Source organism: Leucobacter sp. HNU, from assembly GCF_047946755.1.
Lineage (GTDB): Bacteria > Actinomycetota > Actinomycetes > Actinomycetales > Microbacteriaceae > Leucobacter.
In genome coordinates, this window is record NZ_CP178837.1 from 1,879,473 (window position 1) to 1,903,880 (window position 24,408).

Consider the following 24,408-nt stretch of genomic DNA (forward strand, 5'->3'; position numbering starts at 1 on the left):
TTGCCATGACCGCCCCCATCGCTCTGGCCAGCACCGCAGACCTCATCGGCTGGCGCATGCGTGCGCTCGGTCTCTGGGCTCCGCTGCCGGGCACCTCGGCCGCCGAACAACCCGATGACGCAGCACGCATCCACGCCGTCGCACGGGGCATGCTCGCCGTCCAGGGCCAGGACTGGAACGCCTCCCGCTGGGCGCTCGGGCTCCGAGCACCGGGAACCTCCGACGCCGATGTGCGCGAGGCGTTCTCCCGCGGTCTCGTCGTGCGCTCGTGGCCCATGCGCGGCACGATCCACGTCGTGCCGGCCGAAGACATCGGCTGGATGCAGCAGGCGACGAATCACCGCGTGCTTCCCGGCGCGGCCAAGCGTCGAGCGGTGCTCGGGCTCGACGACGCGTCCCTCACGCGCATGACCGACGTCGCCGTCGCCGCGCTCACCGGCGGGAGCTCCCTTCGCGCGACGAGCTCGCGGAGGTCTGGGCGGCGGCGGGCATCTCGGTGCAGAGCGCTTGGCGATACCACGTGGTCTGGTGGCTCTGCCAGAACGGGGTGCTGGTGCAGGGCCCCACCGAGGACGGCGAACCGCGACTCGTCCTCGCTGAGGAGTGGATCCGCGCTCCGCGCGCCCTCGACGGCGACGAGGCGCTCGCCGAGCTCGCGACCCGGTTCGCACGGGGCCGCGGGCCCGTGCTCGACCGCGACTTCGCGTGGTGGACGGGCCTGCCGGTCACCGTCGCGCGCCGAGGGCTCGCCGCTGCGGCAGCGGACCGGCGTCTCGCAGCGGTCGAGGTCGACGGCGTGCGCCACTGGGCGGAGCCGGCGTTGCTCGACGGCCCGAACACGATCCTCACCGGAGACGACGCGGCCGCCGCCGGCGTCCCCGAGGTCCTCCTGCTGCCCGGTTTCGACGAGCATCTGCTCGGCTACACCGAGCGCTCGGCCGTGCTCGCCCCCGAGCACTTCGAGCGCATCGTGCCCGGTCGCAACGGCATGTTCCGCGCGACGGTGGTCGAGCGGGGTCGGGTGCGCGGCATCTGGCTCAAGACGTCTCGTACGAAGGCGACGCGCATCGACGCCGAGCTCTTCCCCGGCGGCGGCAGGCTGAGCGCCCGAGCGCTCCGACCCCACGCCTCGGCCTGGGGAGCGTTCCAGGGCATCCCCGCCGAGATCGGCTCGATCGGCACGGTCCGCTGACCGAACGGGGCCGCGTCGGCCCCGGGCCGGGTGCCGCGTCGGCCCCGACCGCACGATCCGAGGCTCCGCAGAGCACCCGCCGGTACGCTGAGTCCATGGAACTCGCGCTGCTCGCCGTGCTCGGCCTGGTCCTCGTCGTCGGAGTCTCCATGCTGTCCGGTCGCATCGGCGTCGCGGCCCCCTGCTCCTCGTCGTGCTCGGCATCGGCATCGGCTATGTGCCCGGTGTCCCGCCCGTGAGCCTCGACCCCGAGATCATCCTCCTCGGCGTCCTGCCGCCGCTGCTCTACTCGGCGGCCGTCAACGTGCCGATCCTCGACCTGCGGCGCAACGTCGGCCCCATCGCGGGCCTCTCCGTCGTGCTCGTGATCGTCTCGGCCGTGGCGATCGGGGCCCTGCTACACCTCGTCGTCCCCCAGATCCCGCTCGCCGCGGCCATCGCGCTCGGTGCAGTGGTCGCCCCCACCGACGCCGTCGCGGCGACCTCGATCGGCAAGCGCCTCGGCATGCCTCCGCGCCTGGTCACGATCCTCGAGGGCGAGAGCCTCGTCAACGATGCCACCTCGCTCGTGCTGCTCCGCACCGCGATCGCGGCCGTCGCCGGCAGCTTCGTGTTCTGGGAAGCCGTCGGCCAGTTCGCCTTCGCCGTCGCGGTCGCCGTGGTGATCGGCCTGCTCATCGGGGTGCTCACGGTATGGCTCAGGTCGAAGCTCGTGAACCCGGTCTACGACACCATCGTGTCGTTCACGGTGCCGTTCATCTCGTTCGTCCCGACCGAGGCCGTCGGAGCCTCCGGCGTGCTCGCGGTCGTGATCACCGGTCTCTACTCGGGGCACCACGCGGCCAAGAAGTTCAGCGCCACCGCCCGTATCAACGAGCGGCTCAACTGGCGCACGGTGCAGTTCATCCTCGAGAACGGCGTGTTCCTGGTGATGGGTCTGCAGCTGCACGCCCTCGTCGACGAGGTCGGCGACAGCGAGGTCACCATCGTGCACATCGGCCTCATCTCGGTCGGCGTGGTCGCGATCCTCATCCTCTGCCGCATGGTCTTCATGATTCCGCTCGTGAAGTCCCTCGCCCGCGCGCTGCCGCGCTACGAGGCCAGGGCCACCGGCATGCGCCGGCTCGTCTCGCGGGCCCGCAACATCGACGTCCCCGAGGAGAAGAGCGAGCGCTACGCGGCGAAGCTGCAGCGGGTCGAGCGCATGGCCCGGCGCACGGCCGCGGACCTGGAGCACGCGCAGACGCAGAGCTTCGGCTGGCGCGGCGCCTTCATCCTCGGCTGGAGCGGGATGCGCGGCGTGGTCACGCTGGCCGCCGCCCAGTCGATCCCCGTCACCGTGCCCTACCGCCCGCAGCTCGTGCTCATCGCGTTCATCGCGGCCACGATCACGCTGCTCCTGCACGGGCTGAGCCTGCCCTGGGTGATCCGCCGCCTACGTCCCGCCGGGCCGACGGCCGACGAGCGCTCCGACGAGCTCGTCTCGCTCGGCCAGGACCTCGTGGAAGAGGCCACGACGGCGCTCGACGGCATCATCGAGCGCGAGCGAGCGCTCGCCGAAGCCGACCCCTCGCACCGCGTCCCCTCCGAGGCCGTCGCGAAACGCGTCCGCGCGAGCGCGCAGAACGCGCTCGCACCGCTCGCCTTCGCGGTCGCCGCCGAGCACCGCTCGTCCGAGCCCGATGCCGAACCGAGCGAGATGGAACGGGAGGCGTACGACTACCTGCGGCTCGCCCGCCTCGTGCTCGACGCCCAGCGCGACGCGCTGCTCGAGGAGCGCGCGATCGGTCAGTACAGCTCCCAGGCGCTGCACGCGGCGGAGCTCGCGCTCGACGCGCACGAGTCCCGGCTCACCCCACCGCAGCACCACTGATCGCGTGCTCGGCCCGCTACGCTGAATCCCGGTACGCCGCAGCGGCGCACCGCACCTCGGAACCGCGACCGCGGTTCCGCACGCGACGAAGGAGCGCACGCATGGCCGCATTCAGCACCGCAGACCTGGTCGACGAGCTCGGCGATGCCGTACAGTCCGTCTCGCTCCAGTTCCAGAACATCGGCGGGCACCCGCGCTTCAGCGGCCCCATCCGCACCGTGCGCTGCCACCGCGACAACGCGCTGCTCAAGGCGATCCTCTCGACGCCCGGCGAGGGCGCCGTGCTCGTGGTCGACGGCGGCGGCTCCCTGGAGTCCGCACTGGTCGGCGACCTCATCGCGGCGCTCGGCGTCGAGCACGGCTGGGCAGGGATCATCGTCAACGGGGTGATCCGCGACCGCGTCGCCATCGGAGAGCTGCCCATCGGTGTGAAGGCGCTCGGCAGCAACCCCCGGAAGTCGAGCAAGACCGGCGCCGGCGAAGCCGACGTCGTGGTGTCGTTCGGCGGCGCGACGTTCCGGCCGGGCGCGACGGTGTGGAGCGACGAGGACGGGATCCTCACGGACGGCGAGGTCTGACGGCTACGGCGCGATCCCCACACCGGCCGCGGCGAGTTCCCTGAGCGCCGCGGCGGAGGTCTCGGGCGCGACGCCGGCGATCAGCTCGGTACGGACGACGACCGCGAGACCGCCGGCCCGCGCGTCCAGCGCCGATGCGCGCACGCAGTAGTCGGTCGCGATGCCGACCACGTCGAGCGCGTCGATCCCCGCTTCCGCGAGCACGTCGGCCAGACGCTCGCCGCGCGTGGTCACGCCCTCGAACGCGGAGTACGCCGGTTCCCCCATACCCTTGCGGACGTGCACGTCGACGCGCCCCACGTCGAGCGCATCGTGGTACTCGGCGCCCTCGGTGCCGGCGACGCAGTGGCGCGGCCAGGTGCCGGCGAAATCGGGCTGCTCCCCGTCGGCCGCGAAGTGCCCGCCGTTCGTGCCGTCGGCATCGTGCCAGTCTCGGGAGGCGATCACGAGCGCGTAGCCCGGTTCGCTGCGCAGCAGCTCGGTGATGCCCGATGCGACCGCCGCACCGCCCTCGACGCCCAGCGCGCCGCCCTCGGTGAAGTCCTTCTGGACATCGACGATCAGCAATCCGCGGGCCATGCGGCATCCCCTCGCTCGGTATCGCCCGGGTCCGCGCGCTGGCGCCGGGTTCACCGCGAGCGTAGCGGGTTACTCCTCGAAGCGCACCGGGTTCGCGTGGTGGGCGAACACGATGCTCGTGCGCGTGCTCGACACTGCGGGGTGCACCGACAGGTGGTCCATGACGAACTCGCGCACGTGATCGGCGTCGCGCGCTGCGAGGTGGATGATGAAGTCCTCGACGCCCCCGAGGAAGAAGAGCTGCATCACCTCGGGGAGCGACTGCAGCTCGTCGCTGAACTCCTGGATCCGCTGGCGGGCGCCCGACCGGATGGTCACGCTGACCATCACCTGCAGGTGCATGCCCATGGCCGCGGGATCCACGCGCGCCGAGAAGCCGGTGATGATGCCGCGGGACCCGAGGCTGCGCACGCGCGCCACGCAGGTCGATGCCGCGATCCCCACTCGGTCCGCCAGTTCGGCGTTGGTGATGCGCCCGTTCAGCTGCAGCTCTTCGACGATCCGTCGGTCGACCTCGTCGAGAGCCACATCAGAACGCAGATTCTTCGCCCGATCCATGCAGACTCCACTCGAAACAGTTGCTGGTACTGCAATCATTGACGATTTTCGCGAAAATTTCCACCGAAAGCCGCGAGATTCGAATATGCTTCCTTGCGAGTGGTGACCCGCGCAGCGACGAGCGGCGACGGTCGGCAGCGCGTCCGACCGGCTCCGATGCCCGATGCGGTGCGGATCACTCGCTGTCCCAACGCTGTCATCACAGGAGCACAACATGCGCGTCGGTATTCCCACCGAGATCAAGAACAACGAGAACCGTGTCGCCATCACCCAGGCCGGCGTCTTCGAGCTGAAGCGTCGCGGCCACGAGGTGCTGGTCCAGGCGGGTGCCGGTCTCGGCTCCGCCATCACCGACGCCGAGTACGTCGCTGCCGGTGCCACGATCGTCGAGACCGCCGAGCAGGTCTGGGCCGACTCCGACATGATCCTCAAGGTCAAGGAGCCCATCGCGGCCGAGTACGACAAGATGCGCAAGGGCCAGGTGCTCTTCACCTACCTGCACCTCGCCGCAGACAAGACCCTCACCGAGAAGGTCCTCGAGTCGGGCACCACCGCCATCGCCTACGAGACCGTGCAGGCCGGCCGCGCGCTGCCGCTGCTCGCCCCGATGTCCGAGGTCGCCGGTCGCCTCTCGGTCCAGGTCGGCGCGCACTCGCTGATGAAGGCCAACGGCGGCCGCGGCATGCTGCTCGGCGGCGTTACCGCGACCCGCCGCGGCAAGGTCGTCGTCATCGGTGGCGGCGCCGCCGGCGAGCAGGCCGCTCGCATGGCGTTCGGCCTCGGCGCCGACGTCACTGTCATCGACATCGCCCTCCCCCGCCTCAAGCAGCTCGAGGACGAGTTCAACGGTCGCATCCAGACCCGCACCTCGAACGCGCACAACATCACCGAGGCGCTCAAGGAAGCCGACCTCGTCATCGGCTCCGTGCTGATCCCGGGCGAGAAGGCCCCCAAGCTCGTCACCGACGAGATGGTCGCGCAGATGAAGCAGGGCTCCGTGCTCGTCGACATCGCGATCGACCAGGGCGGCTGCTTCGAGAACTCGCACCCGACCACGCACGACGATCCCACCTTCCCGGTGCACAACTCGATCTACTACTGCGTGGCGAACATGCCCGGCGCGGTCCCCGAGACCTCGACCGCGGCGCTCACCAACGCCACCCTCCCCTACGTCGTCGCACTCGCCGACAAGGGCTGGGTCGCCGCGCTCAAGTCCGACGAGGCACTCGCCAAGGGCCTCAACGCCCACGACGGCGTGCTGACCTTCAAGGGTGTCGCTGACGCGTTCCCGGAGCTCGCATTCTCGAGCGTCGAGGACGTGCTCGCGAACGCCTAAGCGTTCACGCACTGCGCAGACGGGGTCCGTTCCGAGAGGAGCGGGCCCCGCTGCTATTCTCGGTCCGCCACGAACCCCGCCCCGCGCGGCACACTCCGAAGGAGTCCCCATGGATCTGAAGTTCAGCTTCGCCGACCGGCAGCCGGCCACGCACGACCACGGCTCCCGGGCGCCGCGATGCCGCCCGGGAGCCGTCCGCTGCCCTTCAGCACGGCGCCGTCGGGGACGAGCTCCGAGTTGATCCTCCGGGTGTCGCATGCGTCCGCGGACGATGCCGCAGCGCCGGTCGTCGGAGAAGCGCTCTCGGGCGACGGCGTGAGCTACGGGCGATCCGAGGTGCGGCTGCGCGGCGCCGCGGACGATCTCGACGCGCTGGCCGCGACCGTTCGGTCCGCCGCCGCGCGCGTGGTCGCCGAGCTGGGCGAACCGCTGTCGGCCTCCATCACCCGCCTCGAACTCGCTCTGAACGGCGCGGAGGCCTCCGTCGCGGCGCTGCTCTCGCTCGACGCGGGATCCGGCCCGGGCGAGCTCGCCCGAGCTTCCGAGGCCTTCCAGATGCGCACCGGCCTCACGGCCGGTACTCCCGTCGTCCGCGCAGACTGACGGGCCGGTCGGCAGACCGATTCCTACCGGGAGGGCCCGCCCGGCCCTGAGGCCGTGCGGGCCCGCGTAGCATGACTGCGTGTCCCTCACCCTGCGCAAGCTCCTGCAGAATCCCTCGCTCCGCCTCAAGGTCGTGGTCGGCGGCGGCGACAGTCAGGATGCCCTCGACCGGTCGCTCGATCGCGAGTTCGAGTGGCTGCACGCCACCGATCTGATCGATCCGACCCCGTTCCTCGGCCCCGCCGAGGTGATCCTGACGCTCGGATGGCAGTTCCCGGTCGTCGAGGCTGCGGACTCGTCGATCCCCGAGGTGCGCGTCGCGCCCGAGCGGCTCGATCGGATCTACCACGACTACGCAGCGCTCGTCGCCGCGCACGGCCTGATCGGGATCGGTTTCGGCAGCGACGTGGTGCACCGCGGGATTCCGCACCAGCTCGCGACGGCGTGCCGCCGCCACGGCCTGATCCTGTTCGAGGTCCCCTACGAGATCTCGTTCATGGACCTGCTGCAGGAGGCCGCCCGGGTGCTGCAGCGCGACCAGACCGAGCGCTACACCCGCTCGCTGCGCGCGCAGAAGGCGATCGCGACCGCCGCGACGCGCCGCGACGGCCTCACGGCCACCCTGCGGGAGACGGCGCGCCAGCTCGGCTGCGGGGTGGCCCTCTACGACCCCCTCGGACGCGCGGTCACCGTCGTGGAGGCGCCCGAAGGGCCGCGGGCCGAGAGCTCCGAACTCGCCCCGTTCGTGCTCGAGGGGCTCGAGAGCCGGCAGCGCTTCCGCTCGGTGCAGGTGACGCCCGAGGTCGAGGCCGTGCTGCAGATGCTCGGAGAGACCGACGACCCGAGCGGCATGCTCGTGCTCACGCTGAGCCGGGGATTCGACGACCTGTCCCGCAACGTCCTCACGAGCGTGCTCGCCCTCGTGAGCGTCTCCCTCGAGCAGAACCAGGCCCTCGCGGGGCTGCACCGTACGCTGCGGGAGGCGCTCCTGCAGCTGCTCCTCTCGGGGAACGTCGAGGTGACCCGGCACATCGTCGAGAGCGTGTGGGGTGCGCTGCCGCACCCCCGCTCGTGGCGCTCATCGGGATCCCCCAGCACTTCGACTCCGTCCGCCTGATGCCCGCGCTCGAGTCGCTGCATCTGTCCGGCGACATCCCCCTGTTCTTCGCGCAGTACCGCAGCGACGTCGCGATCCTCGCCCCCGCAGCCGATGCGGATCGTCTGCTCGCCCAGCTGCAGCCGTTCGGGCTCGTCCTCGGCCGTTCGCAGAGCGACCGCTGGGACGCGCTGCCCCTCGCCCTCGAGGAGGCCAAGAAGGCCGCCGAATTCGGTCTGCGGCGCGGAGCACCGAACGTGACCGCGTTCCCCGACATCTGGCGCGAGGGCATCACCGACCTCATCGACGCATCCGACGCCGCGCTCATCGCGGGCCGCCTGTTCGGGCCGCTGATCGAACACGACCGCGCGCAGGGCTCGGACCTGCTGCGCACGCTCAGGATCTGGCTCGGGACGCACTGCCGGCAGCAACCCGCGGCGCGCGAGCTCGGCGTTCACCGGCACACCCTGCTCAACCGGCTCGAGCAGATCGCCGCGCTGACGGGGGCGGATCTCGACGACGTCCAGACGCGGGCCGAGCTGACGATCGCGCTGCGCTACCTGCACTGAGACGCGACGGAATCGACACTTCGTACACGATTCCAGAAGCACTGGACACTCTCTCGCGATCGCGAAGCGCCATTCTCCGGCATTCCGTCCTCCAGAGGTCTCGAGAGCGACGCACTGTCGAATGCGAGCCTGCGGTCGCCTGCTGCAAGCTTGAACTCGCCGTGCACGGGGAGCCGCCCGCTCCGCCGCCGGCGGATTGCAAAGGAGCAATGGGCATGACCAAACTCAAGCGAAGCCTCGGCTTCACCGCGGCGTACGCCGCGTCGACCGGACTCGTCGTCTCGGGCACCGCGATGGTGTCGCTCGGCAACGGCTTCGGCACCGGCGGCCTCGCATTCGCGATCCCAGCGTTCATCGGCCTCGTCATCATCCTGATGGTCGCGATCTCCTACGGCGAGCTCGCGTCGATGCTGCCTGGCGGCGGCATGGTCGGCGAGTACACGATGCCCGCACTCGGCCGCCTCATGGCGATCATCGCGGTCCTCGGCGGCTACATGGTGCTCGTCTCGGCCGATGGCGGCACGCAGCTCATGGTCGCCGGCAACGCCTTCCAGTCCCTCACCGGGGTCCCCGCGCCCGCGTTCTCGTTCCTCCTGCTCGCGATCCTCTTCGCGCTGAACATCGCGGGGGTGAACTTCTACGCCCGCGTGCAGATCCCCATCGTCGTCACCAAGATGAGCATCCTCGCGATCATGGGCCTCTGCGGCATCTTCGGACTCGGCAGCGGCACGCCGGTCCACAATCCCTTCCTCGCCACGGACTGGGGCACGCTCGCCTCGATGGGCGCCGTCGCGATCTGGCTCTACATCGGCATGGAGTTCGTGGCCCCGCTGGCGGAGGAGATCAAGAACCCGTGGAAGAACATCCCGCTCGCCATGGTGGCCGGAGTGATCACGATCTTCATCGTCGACCTGCTGTTCGGATGGGGGCCACCCGCTACGCCGACCTCGCCGAGATGGCATCGTCCTCGATCCCTCAGGTCGTCGGTGCGACCGCGATCTTCGGAGGCGCCGGAGGCCTCATCATGACCCTCGGCACCATCGCCGCGTCGTTCTCGACCGGCAACTCCTATCTCGCCGCGATCCCTCGCATGCTCTACGGCCTGGCGAACGAGGGGCTGCTGCCGAAGTGGTTCGGAAAGGTCTCGCGCCGCACCCGCGTCCCCTGGGCCGGCATGATCGTGACGGCCGGTTGCATGGCGTCCGTGCTGGCCTATTCGATGTTCTCCTCAGGTGGCATCGACCTGATCCTCACCCTCGTGAGCATCGCCTGCACCACCTGGCTCCTGAGCTACATCATCGCGCAGGTCGACGTGATCGTGCTGCGTCGCAAGTACCCGAATGCGAAGCGCCCCTTCAAGACCCCCTTCTACCCGCTGCCCCAGGTGCTGGGCATCGCGTCCTGCATCTACCTGATCGTGTTCATCGTCCCCGACTTCGATCAGCGCGTCGTCATCTGGAGCGTCGCGGGGATCCTGATCGCCGCGATCGCCCTGTTCGGCATCGTCTGGCTGAGGGCGAATCGGCTGCCGCTGTTCACCCCCACGGACCTCACCCACACGCAGTCGAACATCATCGTGCGTTCCGAGAGCATGGACGACGAGTACGCGGAAGAGCCCGACGACGCGGCGCCCGGTGAGACCGTGGCCGAGTCCGAAGCGGCGGACCTCCGATGAGCGGCTTCGGGGGAACCGTCTCCGTCGCCCCCACGGGCGCGCGTCGTCCGCGCAAGCACCCGTTGGACGGCGACGGACCCATCGTCGACCGCGCGCGGCGAGCGCTGCGCTTCACCGCCGAGCAGTTCGGCACGGTGCGGCGCGCGGATCGCACCTCCGTGGAGGTCCGCACCGACGACGGGATCGATCTGGTGCTGAGCTACGATCCGGGAAACTTCATCTTCTCCCGGGTGTACGCCTTCACCGTCTCGACGGTGCTCCCCGGCGAGAGCGCCGTGCCGACGGGAGCGCAGCTCTCGCACCGGGGCACGCCGCGCGGGGGCGCGTTCGTCGCTGCACGGGGTGCGGCGCCCGCGGCGCCCGCGGATCGGTCGCGGATCGATCGGCTGAACGCCACCGCAGCACCGCACCTCGCCGGGATCGACCTGGTGCGCGCGAGCATCTCGGGCTCGGGCCGGCGCACGCTGACGCTCAGCCCGATGGGCGGGGCCTTCGTCTGGGTGCTGATCCCGCCGATCTTCAAGGCGACCGCGTTCCCTCCGGGCGAACCCGATCGCATCCTCGACCTCATCCGCGCGGTCCGGGCGCTCGCCCCGGCCGCGTCCGTCTCCCCCGATGCCTGAGCAGGCCAGAAAGGAATCCGGTATGTCCACGATCGATGTGAGGGCCGCCGTCTTCGTCGCCCCGAACGAGCCCCTCGAACTGCGGGAGCTCAGCATCCCGGCGCAGCCGGGCGCGAACGAGGTGCTCGTGCGTCTGGCGGCCTCGGGGGTCTGCCACAGCGACCTGCACGCCCTCGACGGGGAGTGGGATACTCCGGTCCCGATCGTGCTGGGCCACGAGGGCGCCGGCGAGGTCGTCGCCGTCGGTTCCGAGGTGAGCGACCTCGAGATCGGCGACCACGTGATCCTGTCCTGGACCCCGTCGTGCCAGAAGTGCGAGTTCTGCGTCTCGGGTCGGCCCGTGCTCTGCCAGCTCGCCAACGAGACCGCCTACCAGCACGTGTTCTTCGACGGGAAGCCCCGTCTCGCCGATGGCGAACAGCGCGTCAGGAGCTTCCTCGCCGTCGGTTCGTTCGGCGACCACGCGATGGTGCCGGCCTCCGCCGCGATCCGGATCCGCAAGGATGCTCCGCTGGCCCAGGCCGCTCTCGTGGGGTGCGCCGTCACCACCGGGATCGGTGCCGTCACCAACACCGCGCAGGTCGAACCGGGTTCGACCGTGCTGGTCGTGGGCTGCGGCGGAGTCGGCCTGAACGTGGTGCAGGGTGCGCGGCTCGTCGGTGCCAAGCAGATCATCGTCGCCGATGTCAGCGCCGAGAAGCTGGAGCTCGGGCGACGCTTCGGCGCGACCCACACCGTCAACAGCCGCGAGACGGATCTGGTGGACGCGGTGCGCGAACTCACCGACGGCCGCGGAGTGGACTACGCGTTCGAGGCGATCGGGCTGCCCTTCACGATCGAGGCCTGCTACGAGGCGATCCGCCGCGGCGGCACCGCGGTCGTCGTGGGTCAGGTCGCGGACGGCGTGAGGATCTCGATCGATCCGTTCGTGATGAGCGATCAGGAGAAGCGCCTGATCGGCTCGAACTACGGTTCGAGCCGGCAGTCGATCGACTTCCCCAAGATCATCGACCTGTACATGGAGGGCAAGGTCGACCTCGACACGATGGTCACCGATCGCATCCCCCTCGAGGGCGTGAACGACGCCTTCGCGAGGATGCGCGCCGGTGAGGGGATCCGGACGGTGATCGAGTACTGACTCCGGACGCCGTCATGAACCCCTGCGCGAGCCGATAGTGTGCTGCGCAGGGGTTCTTGCATCCGAGACGAAGGAGTCCGACCCATGGCCAGCGCGACAGACCTGTTCCTGTCAGGCGACCACGAGCACGCGAAGCAGCTGGTGCACTCCGGCCTCATCGCGCAGGGCTTCGAGGTGTCGCTCACGCCGGCGCGCGGGTTCCATGCGCGCCGCGGCAGCCAGGCCCTCACGGTGCTGTTCGGCGGGCTCGCGGGCAGCAGGTTCCAGGTCACGTTCCTCATCGAGTTCATGGTCACCGAGCAGGGGCTGCTGGTCGCGCGGATCTCGCGCAACATGACGGGCGGCGCGCTCAAGGGCGGCGCGATCGGTGCCGTGAAGACCTCGAACGCGTTCGACGAGACGGTCGCCCGCCTGCAGGAAACCCTGATGCGCGACGGTGCGTTCGTCTCTCGCCTCGACCATCAGTAGGTCCGGGCCTGCCGCATCGCGGGGATCGCGCAGGCCCGCTCCCGAGCATCGGGATCAGCCCGGGGTTCCCTGGAAGCGCAGGATCCGGCTCAGTGCTTCTTCGACCGCGGACTCGCCCGCCGCGTAGGACAGCCGCACCGTGCGGGTGCCGTGGACGGGATCGAAGTCGATGCCGGGCACGACCGCGACGTCGGCGCCGTCGAGCAGCGCCCGCGCGTACCCGAGGGAATCGCCGAACCGTTCGAGCTGCGGGCCGAGGTCGGCGTAGAAGTAGAACGCGCCGTCGGACGGTGCGGACTCACCCCATTCGAGCGCGGGCTCGGCGTCGAGGATCAGCGCGCGGGCACGCGCGAATCCCGACACCACCGCATCTCGCTCGGCGTAGCGTTCCTCGGAGAACGCACCGAGGGCGAGCTCCTGCGCCGGAGCCGGCGGCGAGAGCGCGAAGTTCGAGGCGAGCGCCTCCATCGGCGCGATCAGCGACTCGGGCAGCACGGCCCAGCCGAGGCGCCAGCCGGTCATGCCCCAGTACTTGGAGAAGGAGTTGATCGCGATCGCCTCGGAGTCGAGTTCGACCGCGCTGACCCCGCGCGCGTCGGGGCTGCCCGGTTCGGCATAGGTGATGCCGTGGTAGATCTCGTCGCTGATGAGGCGGACCCGCCGGCTCGCGCACCAGTCCACGAGCGCCGAGAGTTCCGCCCGGCTGAGCATGGATCCGGTCGGGTTGGCCGGAGATGCCACGATGAGGCCTGCGAGCGGCCCGTGGGCGGATACCGCGTCCTCGAGCAGCCCGGGGGTCGGCTGGTAGCGGGTCTCCGGGCCGGTGGGGATCTCGATCACGTCGACTCCGAGGGACCGCAGGATGTTGCGGTACGCCGGGTAGCCGGGGCTCGCGAGCGCGACGCGGTCTCCGGGATCGAATGCGGCGAGGAACACCAGCTGGAACGCACCGGAGGATCCGGTGGTGACGGCGATCCGGGAGGGATCGACCGACGCACCGTACCAGTTCGCGTAGTGCCCCGCGATCGCTTCGCGGAGCGGCGCGGTGCCGAGCGGGCTGGTGTAGCCGGCGGGCTTCAGCATGCCCGGCGCGGGGCGCGCGCTGGGTTCTCCCGCGCACAGGGACACGATGTCGCGCCCCTCCGCTCGTCTCCGCTCGACCTCCCCGGTGATCTGCATGACCTCGAAGGCGGGGATCACCGAACGCCGGGACGCGCCGAGGCCGTTCGGGGCGTCGGGGGCGCCCGGAGTCTGCTCGGCGGAGCCGTCCCGCGACGTCGCGGGATGCGGCGGCAGGCCGGGGGCGGGGTCTTGAAGGGTCCTCTGGCGGACATCATCGGCTCCTCTCGGGTGACGCGGTCAGGTCCTCGGACGCGAACGCGCCGGTCGGCACGGCCGCGCCCACGTGCCGGACGAAGATGATGAGCCAGGCGAAGATCACGCCTGCCACGACGAGCTCGAACGCGGCGAGGTTGTAATAGCCGAGCGGCCAGAACAGCAGGGCGGCGAAGACGATCGCCGCCAGCACCACGTCCGAGAACAGGAGGAAGACCCGCGTGAAGCCGTCGAGCAGCCAGCGCAGCCCGATGAGGATCACGCCGAAGACGACCGCCATGCCGGTGGCGAAGGTGTTGTGCACGATGAGGTTGAGGTTCACCGGCACGATTCCGACGCCGGCGAGGCAGATGCCGATGATCTGGAAGCCCCACGCGACCGCGCGCACGTTGCGGGTGCGGCTGGGCGGGGCGCCCGCGGCCCACGCCTCGAGGTCGATGAGCAGGGTGAACGCGAACGCCGCGAGCAGGAGCCCGCCGAGGAACAGCGTGAGGTTGAACACGAGGCCGCTGACGTCGGTCCCAGCGCCGAGCTCGCTGAAATGGTAGTGCCACCATTTCGCGTCGGTCGTGGTCAGCATCGCGACCACGATCCCCCCGGTCAAGAACATCGACAGCAGCATCGAGAGCTCGGCGGTCGTGATCTTGGCCGCGGAGACGGTGACGAGGTAGGCCGTGCCCGCCGAGACGATGACGGAGGCGACGGTCGAGGTGAGCTGATCGAGCTGCACACCGAAGAATCCCTGCGACAGCACTGCGAACACCATGCCGATGCCGATGACGGCGATGCCGCCGTGCACGAGCGCGACCGCCGCGATGCCGACGATGCGCTGCGTCCGGGCCGCACGGGGCGACCAGGATGCGGGGACGCGCAGCGGCGCGCGGAGCTGTTCCATGATCGAGCTCGCGATCGCGACCAGCCCGGCGAGCAGGGTCCCGATGGATCCGGTGGAGATCGTCCCCCAGAGCGGATGCGTACCCGGTCCGAACACGATGATGCCGACGAGGACCGCGACCGCCGCGGCGAGCGTGGCCGCGCCCAGCGCGCGAGCCTCGACCCGCGCCTGGTGCGAGTCGGCCCCGCCGCTCGCGTCGCCCGGGTACAGCAATTCGAGGGCCGTATCGATGGCACGCGGGATGCGCGCGCGCAGCCCGGCGCGGCGCCCCACCGCACCGGCTTCCTGCGTGCTCCCGCTCATGCGTCCCATCCTGGCATGCGGTGCGTCCTGAGCGCGGCGCGTTCTCGAGCTGCCGCGCGCTTCTCGAGCTCGGTGCCCGCGGCGCTCACGCACCACCCGCCGCGGTCGCACCGCGCTCCTCCAGCCTGAGGTATCCGCTCAGCGCGGCGAGGCCCTCGGCGCTCATCGGCAGGCCGTCCCCGAGTCGGCTGGAGCTCACGAGGTGGGTGGCCCACTTCGCGCGGCTGATGGCGACGTTGAGGCGATTGCGCAGCAGCAGGAACTCGAGCCCGCGCGGCACGTCGTCGGCGCTCGACGCTGCGAGGGTCACGACGGCGAGCAGCGCCTCCTGCCCCTGGAAGCGGTCGACGGTGCCGACGCGCACCTCGGAGCACCCGGCGGCTGCGAGGCGCTCCGCAACGCATTCCACCTGGGCGTTGTAGGCGGCGACCACGATGATGTCGTCGGGGACGAGCGCTCGCTCTCCGTCACCGGTATCGCACCGTCCGCGGTCGAGCGCGTCGCGCACGATGCGCGCCACGACCGCTGCCTCCTCGATGGAGTGCGTGGTGTTGGCGACGTGCTCAACCTCGTGCCGGATCAGACCGGGCGCACCGATCCCGCTCGCGCGCACCTCCGCAGCGCTCGGGTGGGCGCACAGGCGTCCCCCGTAGGCGAGTTCGGAGACCACCTCGGTGAGCTCCGGGCGCATGCGACGGGTCTCGGCGAGGAAGTATCCCAGTTCTTCGGGCATGGTCTCGTGCTCGCCCAGCAGCCAGCCGAGCGCGGAGGTGTCGACCGGTTCGGGATGCGTGCCCTGGGAGACCTGCGGGAGCTGCTGCGGGTCGCCGAGCAGCAGCAGCCGTTGGGCTCCGACCGATGCGGCGATCGTCGGGGCGAGCGAGAACTGTCCGGCCTCGTCGATCACGAGCAGGTCGAGCTCGTGACGCGCGACCCGGGTCGGGTTGCTGAAGTCCCAGGCCGTGCCGCCGAGCACGCAGCCGAGTCCGGCCGCTGCGTGCTCGCGGAGGAACATGCGATGGGTGTTGCGGCCGAGCACGCGGAACCCCGGCTCCGCAGCGCCCTCGGCCCGTCCGCTCTGCGGCACCTTGGCGACCTGATCGGCGGCCAGGCCCGCGGCGACGACGCCTTCGAGCACGTGCTCCACCACGCGGTGCGACTGCGCCACGACGCCGATCCGCCAGCCGTCCTCCTCGACCAGCCGGCGGATGACGCGGGCGGCGAGATAGGTCTTGCCGGTGCCCGGCGGCCCCTGGACCGCCAGGTAGGAGCGGTCGAGCTGCCGCAGCGTCGCGACGACCGCCCCGATCGTGCGGGCCTCGTCATCGCCGCCCCCGGCGGCGAGCGCGAGCTCGCTCGCGGGGTCGACGAGCGGCGCGGCGGCGCCGAGCACCGGCGCCGCTCGCCGGATCAGGTCGACGACGGGGTCTCGCGGGAGCTCGCCGCGGTCGAGCGCGGACGCGAACGACCGCCCCCACTCCTCGATCGCGCCCTTCTGCTGGCCGGCGTGCGGCGGGGGGCCGGGCACGAGTGCCACTGGAAGTACGCCGAACGGCATCGCGTCGCGCGGCAGCAGCTCTTCCACGAGCACCGCGTCACCGTCGCGCTCGACCACGGTGACACGAGAGGCGCTGCGTGCACCGGGTTCGGCCCCGCGGGTCGTGAACGGCGCGGGTGCCTCGTAGAGCAGGTACGCCTGGCCGCCCGGCCGGAGCGAGCTGCCCGGAGCGAGCTGCCCGCGCAGGCTGATCCGCCGCCGGAGCGCTCGCGCCCGCGGCTCGTCGGGGACGTGCCAGTCGTCGACCACCCGGCTGAGCAGCCCATCGACGACGAGCACGTCGCGGGTGTCCGCCCAGTCCTCCACCGGATCGACGAGTCGTGCGTAGTGCGCCCACCAGAACGACTTCTGCTCGCGCTGGTGGTAGTCGATCGCGCTCGAGGCGAGTGCCGCGGTCTTGGCGATCGCGGGGTCGACGATCCGCTCCGCGTGCCGCTCGAGCGCCTCCGCGATCGGGCTCAGTCGGAGCTCGGGGGACTCGTCGTCCGCCGGGAGCGCGTCGGGGTACGGTTCGACGCCGTGCTCCTGCGCGATTCCCCTGAGCCAGTCGCGCAGCCGCAGGGTCGACACGCAGTCGTAGCGGTTGTAGTCCGCGATCCCGGCGAGCCGCCGCTCCCCTCGGCGCGCTCCGCGGGATCCGCCGAACGGAGCAGTGCGATCGCCTCGGCGAACTCGGTGACCGACTGCGCCCCGCTCGTCACGCCGTCGGCGTCCCGAAGTTCGTCGCCCATGTAGAGCGGTTCCAGCTTCTTGATCGAATAGGAGCGGGTCCCGATGCGCAGCGCCTTGCGCACGATCGGGTAGAGATCCACCAGCACGTGCTCGCGCAGCAGTTCGTCGACCTCGGCTTCGCCGGCTCCGTGGCGGGCCGCGATGCTCAGCAGGTGGGTGCGCTCGTACGCCGCGTAGTGGTAGATCCGCATGCCCGGGAAGTCGGAGCGGCGCCGCCGCACCAGCTCGAGGAATCGCAGCAGCGTGCGCTTCTCGGATTCGAGGTCGTGGGCCCAGAGCGGCAGGAACCGCTCCTGCTCGTCGACCGAGCCGAAGAGGTAGTCGAGTCCCCAGCGGGCGTCGTTCTCGTCGCCGGGTTCGCGGTACATCGGGTCGCCCTCGAAATCGAAGAACAAGTCGCCGGGATTCGGTCGGGGGATCGCGGCGAGCGCCGCGGCGTCGACGACCCGGACCGGAGGGGCCTCACCCGCACGCGCGTCGAGCTGCACCCTGGCCTGCGCGGCGAGTCGCTCGAGCACGTGCAGGCCGAGTCCGGGGACCCGTTCGGACTCGGCGACGCCGCCGACCGCGCGGACTCCCCGGACGACGGGCCTGCCGCGCCATCGAGCTCCGCGACCGCCTCGATCCGATCGAATCCGGCGGCGACCAGGCGATTGCGCTGCGCCGCCGTGATACCCGCGATGAGCAGGGGTCGCGCGCTCGCTCGACCTCGGGCAGGCATACCTCGCACCGACCGCACGCCGCAGTGCCCGGGGCACCCCACGCGACGGGGGCCGCAGACTCGCGCGCACCGTCGTCGCCGACGGCCGCGTACCGATCGAGCAGGATCCGGTGCATCCGCGCGCGTCGCGCCCGGAACACCGGCGCGATGTCGGAGAGCCGATGCGTCGAACGCGCGCCGTCGCCGAGGATCAGCGTCGCCTCGGGAGCCACTGGGATCCCGAGGCGCTGGAGCTGCTCGGCGTAGGCCGCCAGCTGCATGAGCGCGGTCGTCTTCGCGCGCCGCGCGAGCTTCGTGTCCTGCACCTCGTAGGTCCCTGCACTGCCGAGGCGGAGGAAGTCCGCGAAGCCGACGAAGCCGATGGCGGGCTCGTCGGCCCCGAGCTCGGCGCTGCGCTGGACGGGGTCGAAGAAGGTCGCCTGGAACACCAGCGCCGCGCGAGCTTCGAGCGCTTCGATCGTCGTCGCTGCGACGGCGAGGAGCTCCTCCTCTCCCATGTTCTCGGGACGGGGAATCTCGACGACCCCCGTCGCGCCGGTTCCGAGTTCACGGCGGTACGCATCGAGCGTCCGTTCCTCGTGCTGATCGCCGAGACGCGCGGCCCGCGCGAGCATCGGGTCGTCGTCGGGAGGCACCTGGGCCGCGCGCCCCAGCTTCGCGTCGACCCGTCTCAGGAACGCGAACTCGCAGACGCTGGCCGCAGTGAGGTCGGTCGCGCTCGTGACGAGGCGGATCGCCCCGTCAGCACCGCGCTGCACGAACATGCGCACTCCCTCCGCATCGCCGCTCGGCGATCGCCGAGGTCCTCTCGACGCTATCGGTGCCGACCGACATTCGTCGGCGGCGCCGCCCGCTCAGAGTCGGGCCAGCGTCTCGATGTCCTCCGAGAACGCGGACTGCTCCTCCTCGGAGACGGTCGCTCGGGTGACCTCGAGCGCTGCACGGTAGTCGGCGGTATCGAGCTGCGTACGATCGGTCTCGAGCACCGGCCCATCGGCCCGCAGCACTCGAGCCAACGCCTCCTGCGACGCCCGACGAGCGGCGTACTCGATGTCCGCGGGCGTCAATCCGTCGCTCTCGGCGACGAGGACGTCGAAGTCGATCGAGCCGGAGATCTCACCGGGCACGTAACGCCGCCAGATCGCCTCGCGCGCCTCGGCGTCGGGCAGTCCGATCGGCAGCACGTAGTCGAAGCGGCCGTGCCGGAGGAACGCGGCGTCGAGCGCGCGCACGAAGTTCGTCGCGCAGATGAGCAGCTGGCCCTCGCGATCCCTGAAATCGGCGACGATCTTGAGCAGTTCGTTCGTCACGCCCTGGGTCGGCGACGGCGGATCGCCGCGGCGCTGCGACGCGATCTCCTCGACCTCGTCGATGAAGACGACCGCGTGCTCCAACTGCTCGATCCGTTCGAAGACGTCGCGCAGGGAGGCCGCCATACCGGTGCCCGCGTCGCCGAGGCGCGACGGGAAGACCTCGACGAAGGGCCAGTCCAGTCGCGAGGCGACTGCCTTGGCGAACGTGGTCTTGCCCGTGCCAGGCGGCCCGAACAGCATCACCGCGTGCGGCGGGACGACGCCGTAGCGATCGGCGAGGTCCGGTTCGGCGAGCGGCGCCACGAGGCGCTCCTCCAGCAGCTGCTTCTCGTGCCGCATGCCCGCGACGTTCTCCCAGAGATGTCGCGGCAGCACCCTGCCGCCGACGTCCTTCAACAGGTCGAGCTCGCGGCGCTGCACCGGCATCTGCCGCTCGAGGTACCGCAATCCGTAGCGCAGCTGGAAACCGTTCGAGGTGAGCAGCCCCAACCGCCCGCCCTCGGGCATCAGCACCGACAGGGTCGACAGGCCGAGCGGAGCCATCTTGCGTTCGAGCGCGTCGAGCAGCGCTCCCGACACGTTCTCGGAGCGGGCGTCCTCGGCGATCCCGAAGAAGACCACCCACCCCTGGGCATGGGCCGCACGACCCACGGCGGCCGCCACGATCCGGTCGCCGCGCACCGCGACCACCGCATGATCCTCGCGGCAGGACGCCGTGACCTCCGCGAGCGAGTAGACCGGCTGGTCGACGGTCGAGCGCACCTCCCACCAGAGGCGCACGACCCCGTCGAGGTCGTCGTCGTGGAATTCGCGAATGCGGATACGTGTCATGTGGGAATCATGCCAGAGCGGATCGCTCCGCCGATACCCGTCCGGTATCGCCGTTCGCACGGCCCGGTCGAAGCCCCGCGCGCACGCGTTGCGCGAACGCGTCGCGCGCGCGGGCGTGCCAGCGTGCAAGACTGGAGGCAGTTCCGGTCACGCCCGACCCCAGGACGCGAAGCCCGAAGGTGCCAACGACGATGCTCGACACTCTCCACAGACGCCGGTTCACGACGGCCCTGGCGCTCGGCGCCGCGCTGACGCTCGCGCTCGCGGGTTGCGGTGCGACCGGCCCGAACGCCGGCGGCGCCTCCGACGATGGATGCACCCCCGTGGTGGTCGCCACCTCCTCCGAGAAGGTCAACCTCATGGAGGCCCTCGGCGAGCAGTTCAAGAAATCGTCCGAGCACCGGGGACTCAAGACCTGCGCCACCGTGCGCGCCGTCAACGTCGCCTCCGGCAAGGCCGCGCAGTACCTCTCGGATTCGACGAAGAGGTGGGCGCTCGACGCCGATACCGCGCCCAGCGTCTGGTCCCCCGCATCGACCGTCTGGACCGACCGCGTCGCCTCCATCGCGGGCGAGCAGGTCGTGGCCGGCGCCGAGAGCTTCGCGAAGACTCCCGTGGTGTTCGGGATCCCCGAGTCGATGGCGCGCGCGCTCGACTACCCCGCCAAGCCCGTCAGCATCGCGCAGATCAAGGGACTCATCGAGAATCCCGAGGGCTGGGGCGCGCTCGGCAAGTCGATCTGGGGCTCCTTCAAGATCGCGAAGACCAACCCCAACACCTCGACCACCGGTCTCTCGATGCTCTTGATGCAGAGCTACGCGGCCTCCGGCAAGGCGAAGGACCTGACCGCGAGCGACGTGCAGAAGTCCGAGGCGTTCAACAAGGCCTTCGAATCGGGCGCGATCCACTACGGCGACACCACGGGCAAGGTGCTGCAGAACCTCGCCGACAAGACATCGGGCAAGGGCTCCTCCTACGTCAGCGCGATCGCGCTGGAGGAGACCTCGCTCTACAACTACAACATCGGCAATCCCGACTCGCACACCGTGCAGCCCGGCGAGACCCTGACCCCGCCGTCCGAGAAGCTCGTCGCGGTGTACCCCTCCGAGGGATCGATGTGGAGCGACAACCCGGCGGTCGTGCTGAACGCCGCCTGGGTGACGCCCGAGCAGAAGAGCGCGTCGCAGGCCTTCGTGAAGTTCCTGCACACCGCCGAAGCGCAGAAGCTGCTGCCGAAGTACGGCTTCCGCCCGCTCGACGACTCGATGGACGTCAGCCAGTACCTGAACGACCAGGTCGGGATCGATCCGAAGCGACCGGCGGTCGCGCTCCCCAGCCCGCGCCCGAGGTGGTCTCGGCCGCACTCGACCAGTGGACCGCCATCCGCAAGCCGTCGGCGATCCTGCAGCTGATCGACATCTCCGGATCGATGGACGAGAGCATCGGCGACGGCAAGACCCGGCTCGACGGCGCACTCGCCGGATCGACCACCACGCTCGGGCAGGTGCGTCCCACCGACGAGATCGGCGTCTGGGCGTTCACCACGGGCCTCACGTCCCAGGTCGACGGCAGGACCGTGACCGGCGTCGGCGTCGTGCGGCCCTTCGGCCCGCTCGGCGGCGACAAGGAGGGCCTGAAGAACGAGATCGACGATCTCGTGCACAGCGAGCGTGCGGGCACCCCGCTCTACGACGCCCTGTCCTCGGCCTACGACTACATGAAGCAGCACGCCGAAGAGGGGCGGATCAACGCGATCGTCGTGCTCTCCGACGGTGAGGACACCGACTCGAGCACGACGCTGAACTCGCTGATCCAGCGCATCAACGCGGATCAGAAGGAGGGCGGCAACCGCAAGCCCGTGCGGATCTTCGCCATCGCCTACTCGAACGCGGCCGACAAGTCCTCGCTCGAACGCCTCGCGAAAGCGTCCGGCGGACAGGTGTTCGACGCGAGCGACCCGACGAAGATCACCGAGACCTTCCAATCGGTGATGAACAACTTCTAGGCGGTCATGGTGAGCACAATCGAACAGATCGTCCAGATCTGCGGCGATCGCGCGGTCTGCCTGGTCGACGGCGCCGCGATCTCCAGCCCCGACACGCTGGCCGCAGCACTGCCGAGCGGCGCTCGGGTCCTGGTGATCCCCGCCCCGGATCAGGCCCAGAGCGTCTCCTCCGGGACCGTGGCGACCCAGTTCAAGGCCGCGACCGGCGCCCGCACGGTCATCGTCATCGAGGATCGCGCGAAGGATCGTTTCGGAGTCGCCTCGGACGGGGACGCGAACCGGATCGCGACCGAGCTGAACTCGCAGAACCTGCCCGACGGCGGCGACGCCGTCGCCAACATCGCGAGCACGCTCGTCTCCGCCGCTCCCACGACGACCGGGAGCGAAGGAGACGGCGGTGCGCCATGGATCATCGGCTCCGGGGTATTGATCCTGCTCGCCGCGGGAGCGGCGGTCACGACGCTGCTGATCCGCCGCTCTCGCAACGCGAAGCGCGCGGTCGGGTCATCGCGCGAGCTCGAGAAGCAGCTCGACGCCGCCCTGCACGGCGAGAACGGCGAGTTCGTCCGCGATGCGATCGACGAGCTCCGTCGCCTGGCCGGGGCCTACCCCGAGCTCGGCCCCCGTCTGAACGGGTTGTCGGAACACGTCTCCGAGTTGTTCGTCCGGGTCCGCGGCCGCGGGACGGAGCAGCAGCTCCGACTGCTGCTCGTGCAGTACCGCGACACCCTCTCGAAACTACTGAAGGCCCTCGCCGAGGACTACTACGGCGATGTGCAGCGCAACCCCCAGTACTGGAGCAACCCGCAGGGCCGGCTGACCGAAGTGCAGCGCGCCGTCGAATCCGTCGACCAGCAGGCCGTCGAGAACATCCGGCAGGTCAACGAGTCGCGCGACCTCGAGTTCAAGGTCGCCCTCGACTCCCTCATCAAGGCCGTCAACGATGCGAAGCTGTCCGACGTGTACAGCGACCGCGATCCGAGCAATCCGCAGAGCTAAGGAACCGACATGACCGATCCCACCGGCACCGAACCCACCATCTCCGTCGACTTCGCGCAGCTGCTCGAGCCGGCAGACACCCGGGCCTCCGAGGTCCCCGGATCAGCGCTCGAGGCCGCCGTCGCCGAGGCCCCCGCGAGCGATATCGAGTCCGCGGCGAAGAGCCCCGCCGACGCGGTGTTCAAGTTCAGGAGCCTGCTGACCGAGCAGCAGCTCGCGGACCTGGAGCGCGGTGCCCCGGCGCTCGCGCAGAAGTTCGTCGCCGACGTGAACCAGATCGTCACCTTCGGCGGCCCCGTGATGCAGAAGCTGAACAGCGCGTCCGTGCAGTTGCTCGACGCCCAGCGGAACATCCGCGTGCCCGAGGCCGACGCGATCGTCAACGACATGCTCCGCACCATGGACGGCTTCGAGAAGAAGTGGCGCTCCCAGAAGCTCGAGGACGCGGCGAACGCGATCATCGGCTGGTTCAAGAAGGGCAAGTACACCCTCAGCACCATGATCCGCGAGTCGAAGCCGATCGCCGACAAGATCGATCTCGCCGAGGTCAAGCTGCAGGAGATGGAGAACGCGCTCGCCGACAACATCGCACGCGGCCAGTTGCTCCACGCGCAGACTCTGGAGCACATGGACGACGTGGTGGCCGTGCTCGCCGCGCTCGAGCAGGTGATCGAGGTGCTGCGCACCGAGTTCGACGAAGCCGACACCGCGCTGCGGATGGCAGAGACCTCGGGCGCCGAATCGACGACCTACCGGGGCAAGGCCATCTCGGTGAACGAGCTGCGCGAAATCCAGAGCAACCTCTCCCTCGTGCTCTCGGAGACCGAGAAGACCTGGGCGGACTGGCGCTCGCAGTTCTTCCTCGGCTTCGCGCACGCTCCGGCGACCCGGAACCTGGTCGTCACGACCTTCGCGCTGCGCCGCCGCCTCGCGACGTTCCGCACCATGGGTCTGCCCTCCGCCCGCCAGTCGCTCGCCCTCTGGCAGCAGGCGGCGTTCGCACGCGAGGGCGCCGAGATGGGCGCCTCCGTCCAGGAGGGTACGAACAAGCTGATCCAGGGCGCCTTCGCCGAGACCGCGAAGTCGGTCGAGGCGGTCGCGAACGCCTCGCAGATGCCCGTGATCACCGAGGAGACCATCTGGGCGGTGATCGACTCGGTCAAGGCGCAGTGCGCCGCGATCGTCGAAGCGGATCGCGCGGGACGCGCGCTGCGGGCGCGCAACCTCCAGGCCCTCGAACGCGGTGAGTCGGTCATCGAGGACGCCGTCATCACGGCGCAGCGCGCGGTGGCGAACGGCTCCCGCGGCGATGCCGCCGGCACGACCCCTCGCGCAGCCGGAACCGGCTCGACGACCGATCCGGGTGCGGATCTGCTCGGCAAGCTCACGAGCTGAGCCGCTGCTCGGGGGCGGCCCATCGGGCCGTTC

Annotated in this window: 24 protein-coding genes and 1 pseudogene; 17 read left to right on the forward strand and 8 right to left on the reverse strand. The window is 70.4% G+C overall.

Annotation, left to right across the window (positions count from 1 at the left end):
• Positions 1–149 precede the first annotated feature (149 nt).
• From AB3K78_RS09285 to rraA, 4 genes and pseudogenes are all read left to right on the forward strand, one after another.
• Positions 150–1,192, forward strand: a pseudogene (locus AB3K78_RS09285) (winged helix DNA-binding domain-containing protein).
• Positions 1,193–1,287: 95 nt separating this feature from the next.
• Positions 1,288–1,431 (forward strand): hypothetical protein, encoded by a 144-nt coding sequence (locus AB3K78_RS09290; RefSeq protein WP_416442622.1) that lies wholly within the window; start codon positions 1,288–1,290, stop codon positions 1,429–1,431.
• Positions 1,386–3,065 carry a cation:proton antiporter gene (locus AB3K78_RS09295; protein WP_416442624.1) on the forward strand — a complete coding sequence of 560 codons (1,680 nt, stop codon included), beginning with the start codon at positions 1,386–1,388 and terminating at the stop codon, positions 3,063–3,065. The genes AB3K78_RS09290 and AB3K78_RS09295 overlap by 46 nt, the downstream gene beginning before the upstream one ends.
• A gap of 101 nt (positions 3,066–3,166) precedes the next feature.
• Positions 3,167–3,643, forward strand: coding sequence for a ribonuclease E activity regulator RraA (gene rraA, locus AB3K78_RS09300; protein WP_416442626.1), 477 nt, complete (start codon positions 3,167–3,169; stop codon positions 3,641–3,643).
• Between the two features lie 3 nt (positions 3,644–3,646).
• Here rraA and AB3K78_RS09305 read toward each other — a convergent pair whose 3' ends face one another.
• A complete protein-coding gene (locus tag AB3K78_RS09305) occupies positions 3,647–4,222 on the reverse strand; it encodes an isochorismatase family protein (protein WP_416442628.1) in 576 nt (191 codons plus the stop codon).
• A gap of 69 nt (positions 4,223–4,291) precedes the next feature.
• Complete coding sequence (locus AB3K78_RS09310) at positions 4,292–4,780, reverse strand: Lrp/AsnC family transcriptional regulator (protein WP_416442630.1); 489 nt, start codon at positions 4,778–4,780, stop codon at positions 4,292–4,294.
• A gap of 214 nt (positions 4,781–4,994) precedes the next feature.
• Between AB3K78_RS09310 and ald the strand changes: the two genes are divergently transcribed.
• From ald to AB3K78_RS09355, 9 genes are all read left to right on the forward strand, one after another.
• The gene (gene ald, locus AB3K78_RS09315) at positions 4,995–6,116 is read left to right on the forward strand and encodes an alanine dehydrogenase (RefSeq protein ID WP_099723744.1); all 1,122 of its coding nucleotides are present in this window, start codon (positions 4,995–4,997) and stop codon (positions 6,114–6,116) included.
• A 249-nt stretch (positions 6,117–6,365) separates the two neighbouring features.
• On the forward strand, positions 6,366–6,719 hold the full coding sequence (locus tag AB3K78_RS09320; RefSeq protein WP_416442632.1) for a hypothetical protein: 354 nt from the start codon (positions 6,366–6,368) through the stop codon (positions 6,717–6,719).
• A 79-nt stretch (positions 6,720–6,798) separates the two neighbouring features.
• Positions 6,799–7,836, forward strand: coding sequence for a hypothetical protein (locus AB3K78_RS09325; RefSeq protein ID WP_416442634.1), 1,038 nt, complete (start codon positions 6,799–6,801; stop codon positions 7,834–7,836).
• Positions 7,836–8,384, forward strand: coding sequence for a PucR family transcriptional regulator (locus tag AB3K78_RS09330; RefSeq protein ID WP_416442636.1), 549 nt, complete (start codon positions 7,836–7,838; stop codon positions 8,382–8,384). The genes AB3K78_RS09325 and AB3K78_RS09330 overlap by 1 nt, the downstream gene beginning before the upstream one ends.
• A 215-nt stretch (positions 8,385–8,599) precedes the next feature.
• A complete protein-coding gene (locus tag AB3K78_RS09335) occupies positions 8,600–9,412 on the forward strand; it encodes an APC family permease (protein ID WP_416442638.1) in 813 nt (270 codons plus the stop codon).
• Positions 9,409–10,059 carry an APC family permease gene (locus tag AB3K78_RS09340; protein WP_416442640.1) on the forward strand — a complete coding sequence of 217 codons (651 nt, stop codon included), beginning with the start codon at positions 9,409–9,411 and terminating at the stop codon, positions 10,057–10,059. Before AB3K78_RS09335 ends, AB3K78_RS09340 begins: the two co-directional genes overlap by 4 nt.
• Positions 10,056–10,682, forward strand: a complete 627-nt coding sequence (locus AB3K78_RS09345) for a hypothetical protein (RefSeq protein WP_416442642.1) — start codon at positions 10,056–10,058, stop codon at positions 10,680–10,682. Before AB3K78_RS09340 ends, AB3K78_RS09345 begins: the two co-directional genes overlap by 4 nt.
• Positions 10,683–10,704: 22 nt before the next feature.
• Entirely contained in the window at positions 10,705–11,820 is a 1,116-nt protein-coding gene (locus tag AB3K78_RS09350; RefSeq protein WP_416442644.1) for a Zn-dependent alcohol dehydrogenase, read from the forward strand.
• Between the two features lie 84 nt (positions 11,821–11,904).
• Positions 11,905–12,288, forward strand: a complete 384-nt coding sequence (locus tag AB3K78_RS09355; RefSeq protein WP_416442646.1) for a hypothetical protein — start codon at positions 11,905–11,907, stop codon at positions 12,286–12,288.
• Positions 12,289–12,342: 54 nt separating this feature from the next.
• Here AB3K78_RS09355 and AB3K78_RS09360 read toward each other — a convergent pair whose 3' ends face one another.
• The 6 genes from AB3K78_RS09360 to AB3K78_RS09385 form a co-directional block, all read right to left on the reverse strand.
• Positions 12,343–13,488 (reverse strand): pyridoxal phosphate-dependent aminotransferase, encoded by a 1,146-nt coding sequence (locus AB3K78_RS09360; RefSeq protein WP_416442648.1) that lies wholly within the window; start codon positions 13,486–13,488, stop codon positions 12,343–12,345.
• 133 nt (positions 13,489–13,621) lie between these two features.
• A complete protein-coding gene (locus AB3K78_RS09365; protein ID WP_416442650.1) occupies positions 13,622–14,821 on the reverse strand; it encodes a hypothetical protein in 1,200 nt (399 codons plus the stop codon).
• A gap of 85 nt (positions 14,822–14,906) precedes the next feature.
• A complete protein-coding gene (locus AB3K78_RS09370) occupies positions 14,907–16,949 on the reverse strand; it encodes a DEAD/DEAH box helicase (RefSeq protein WP_416442652.1) in 2,043 nt (680 codons plus the stop codon).
• Positions 16,838–17,629, reverse strand: coding sequence for a ribonuclease H-like domain-containing protein (locus AB3K78_RS09375; protein ID WP_416442654.1), 792 nt, complete (start codon positions 17,627–17,629; stop codon positions 16,838–16,840). The genes AB3K78_RS09370 and AB3K78_RS09375 overlap by 112 nt, the downstream gene beginning before the upstream one ends.
• Positions 17,574–18,596: a hypothetical protein gene (locus AB3K78_RS09380; protein WP_416442656.1), complete on the reverse strand. Its 1,023-nt coding sequence runs from the start codon at positions 18,594–18,596 to the stop codon at positions 17,574–17,576. The genes AB3K78_RS09375 and AB3K78_RS09380 overlap by 56 nt, the downstream gene beginning before the upstream one ends.
• A 90-nt stretch (positions 18,597–18,686) precedes the next feature.
• Positions 18,687–19,976 (reverse strand): ATP-binding protein, encoded by a 1,290-nt coding sequence (locus AB3K78_RS09385; protein ID WP_416442658.1) that lies wholly within the window; start codon positions 19,974–19,976, stop codon positions 18,687–18,689.
• A 191-nt stretch (positions 19,977–20,167) separates the two neighbouring features.
• Here AB3K78_RS09385 and AB3K78_RS09390 point away from each other — a divergent pair, with 191 nt between their 5' ends.
• From AB3K78_RS09390 to AB3K78_RS09405, 4 genes are read left to right on the forward strand one after another with little or no spacing between them, the layout of a single operon-like run.
• Positions 20,168–21,388, forward strand: a complete 1,221-nt coding sequence (locus tag AB3K78_RS09390) for a substrate-binding domain-containing protein (RefSeq protein WP_416442660.1) — start codon at positions 20,168–20,170, stop codon at positions 21,386–21,388.
• On the forward strand, positions 21,325–21,981 hold the full coding sequence (locus tag AB3K78_RS09395) for a VWA domain-containing protein (protein WP_416442662.1): 657 nt from the start codon (positions 21,325–21,327) through the stop codon (positions 21,979–21,981). The genes AB3K78_RS09390 and AB3K78_RS09395 overlap by 64 nt, the downstream gene beginning before the upstream one ends.
• 9 nt (positions 21,982–21,990) lie before the next feature.
• Complete coding sequence (locus AB3K78_RS09400) at positions 21,991–22,980, forward strand: hypothetical protein (protein WP_416442664.1); 990 nt, start codon at positions 21,991–21,993, stop codon at positions 22,978–22,980.
• 9 nt (positions 22,981–22,989) lie between these two features.
• Positions 22,990–24,375, forward strand: coding sequence for a toxic anion resistance protein (locus AB3K78_RS09405; RefSeq protein ID WP_416442666.1), 1,386 nt, complete (start codon positions 22,990–22,992; stop codon positions 24,373–24,375).
• Positions 24,376–24,408: the final 33 nt, after the last annotated feature.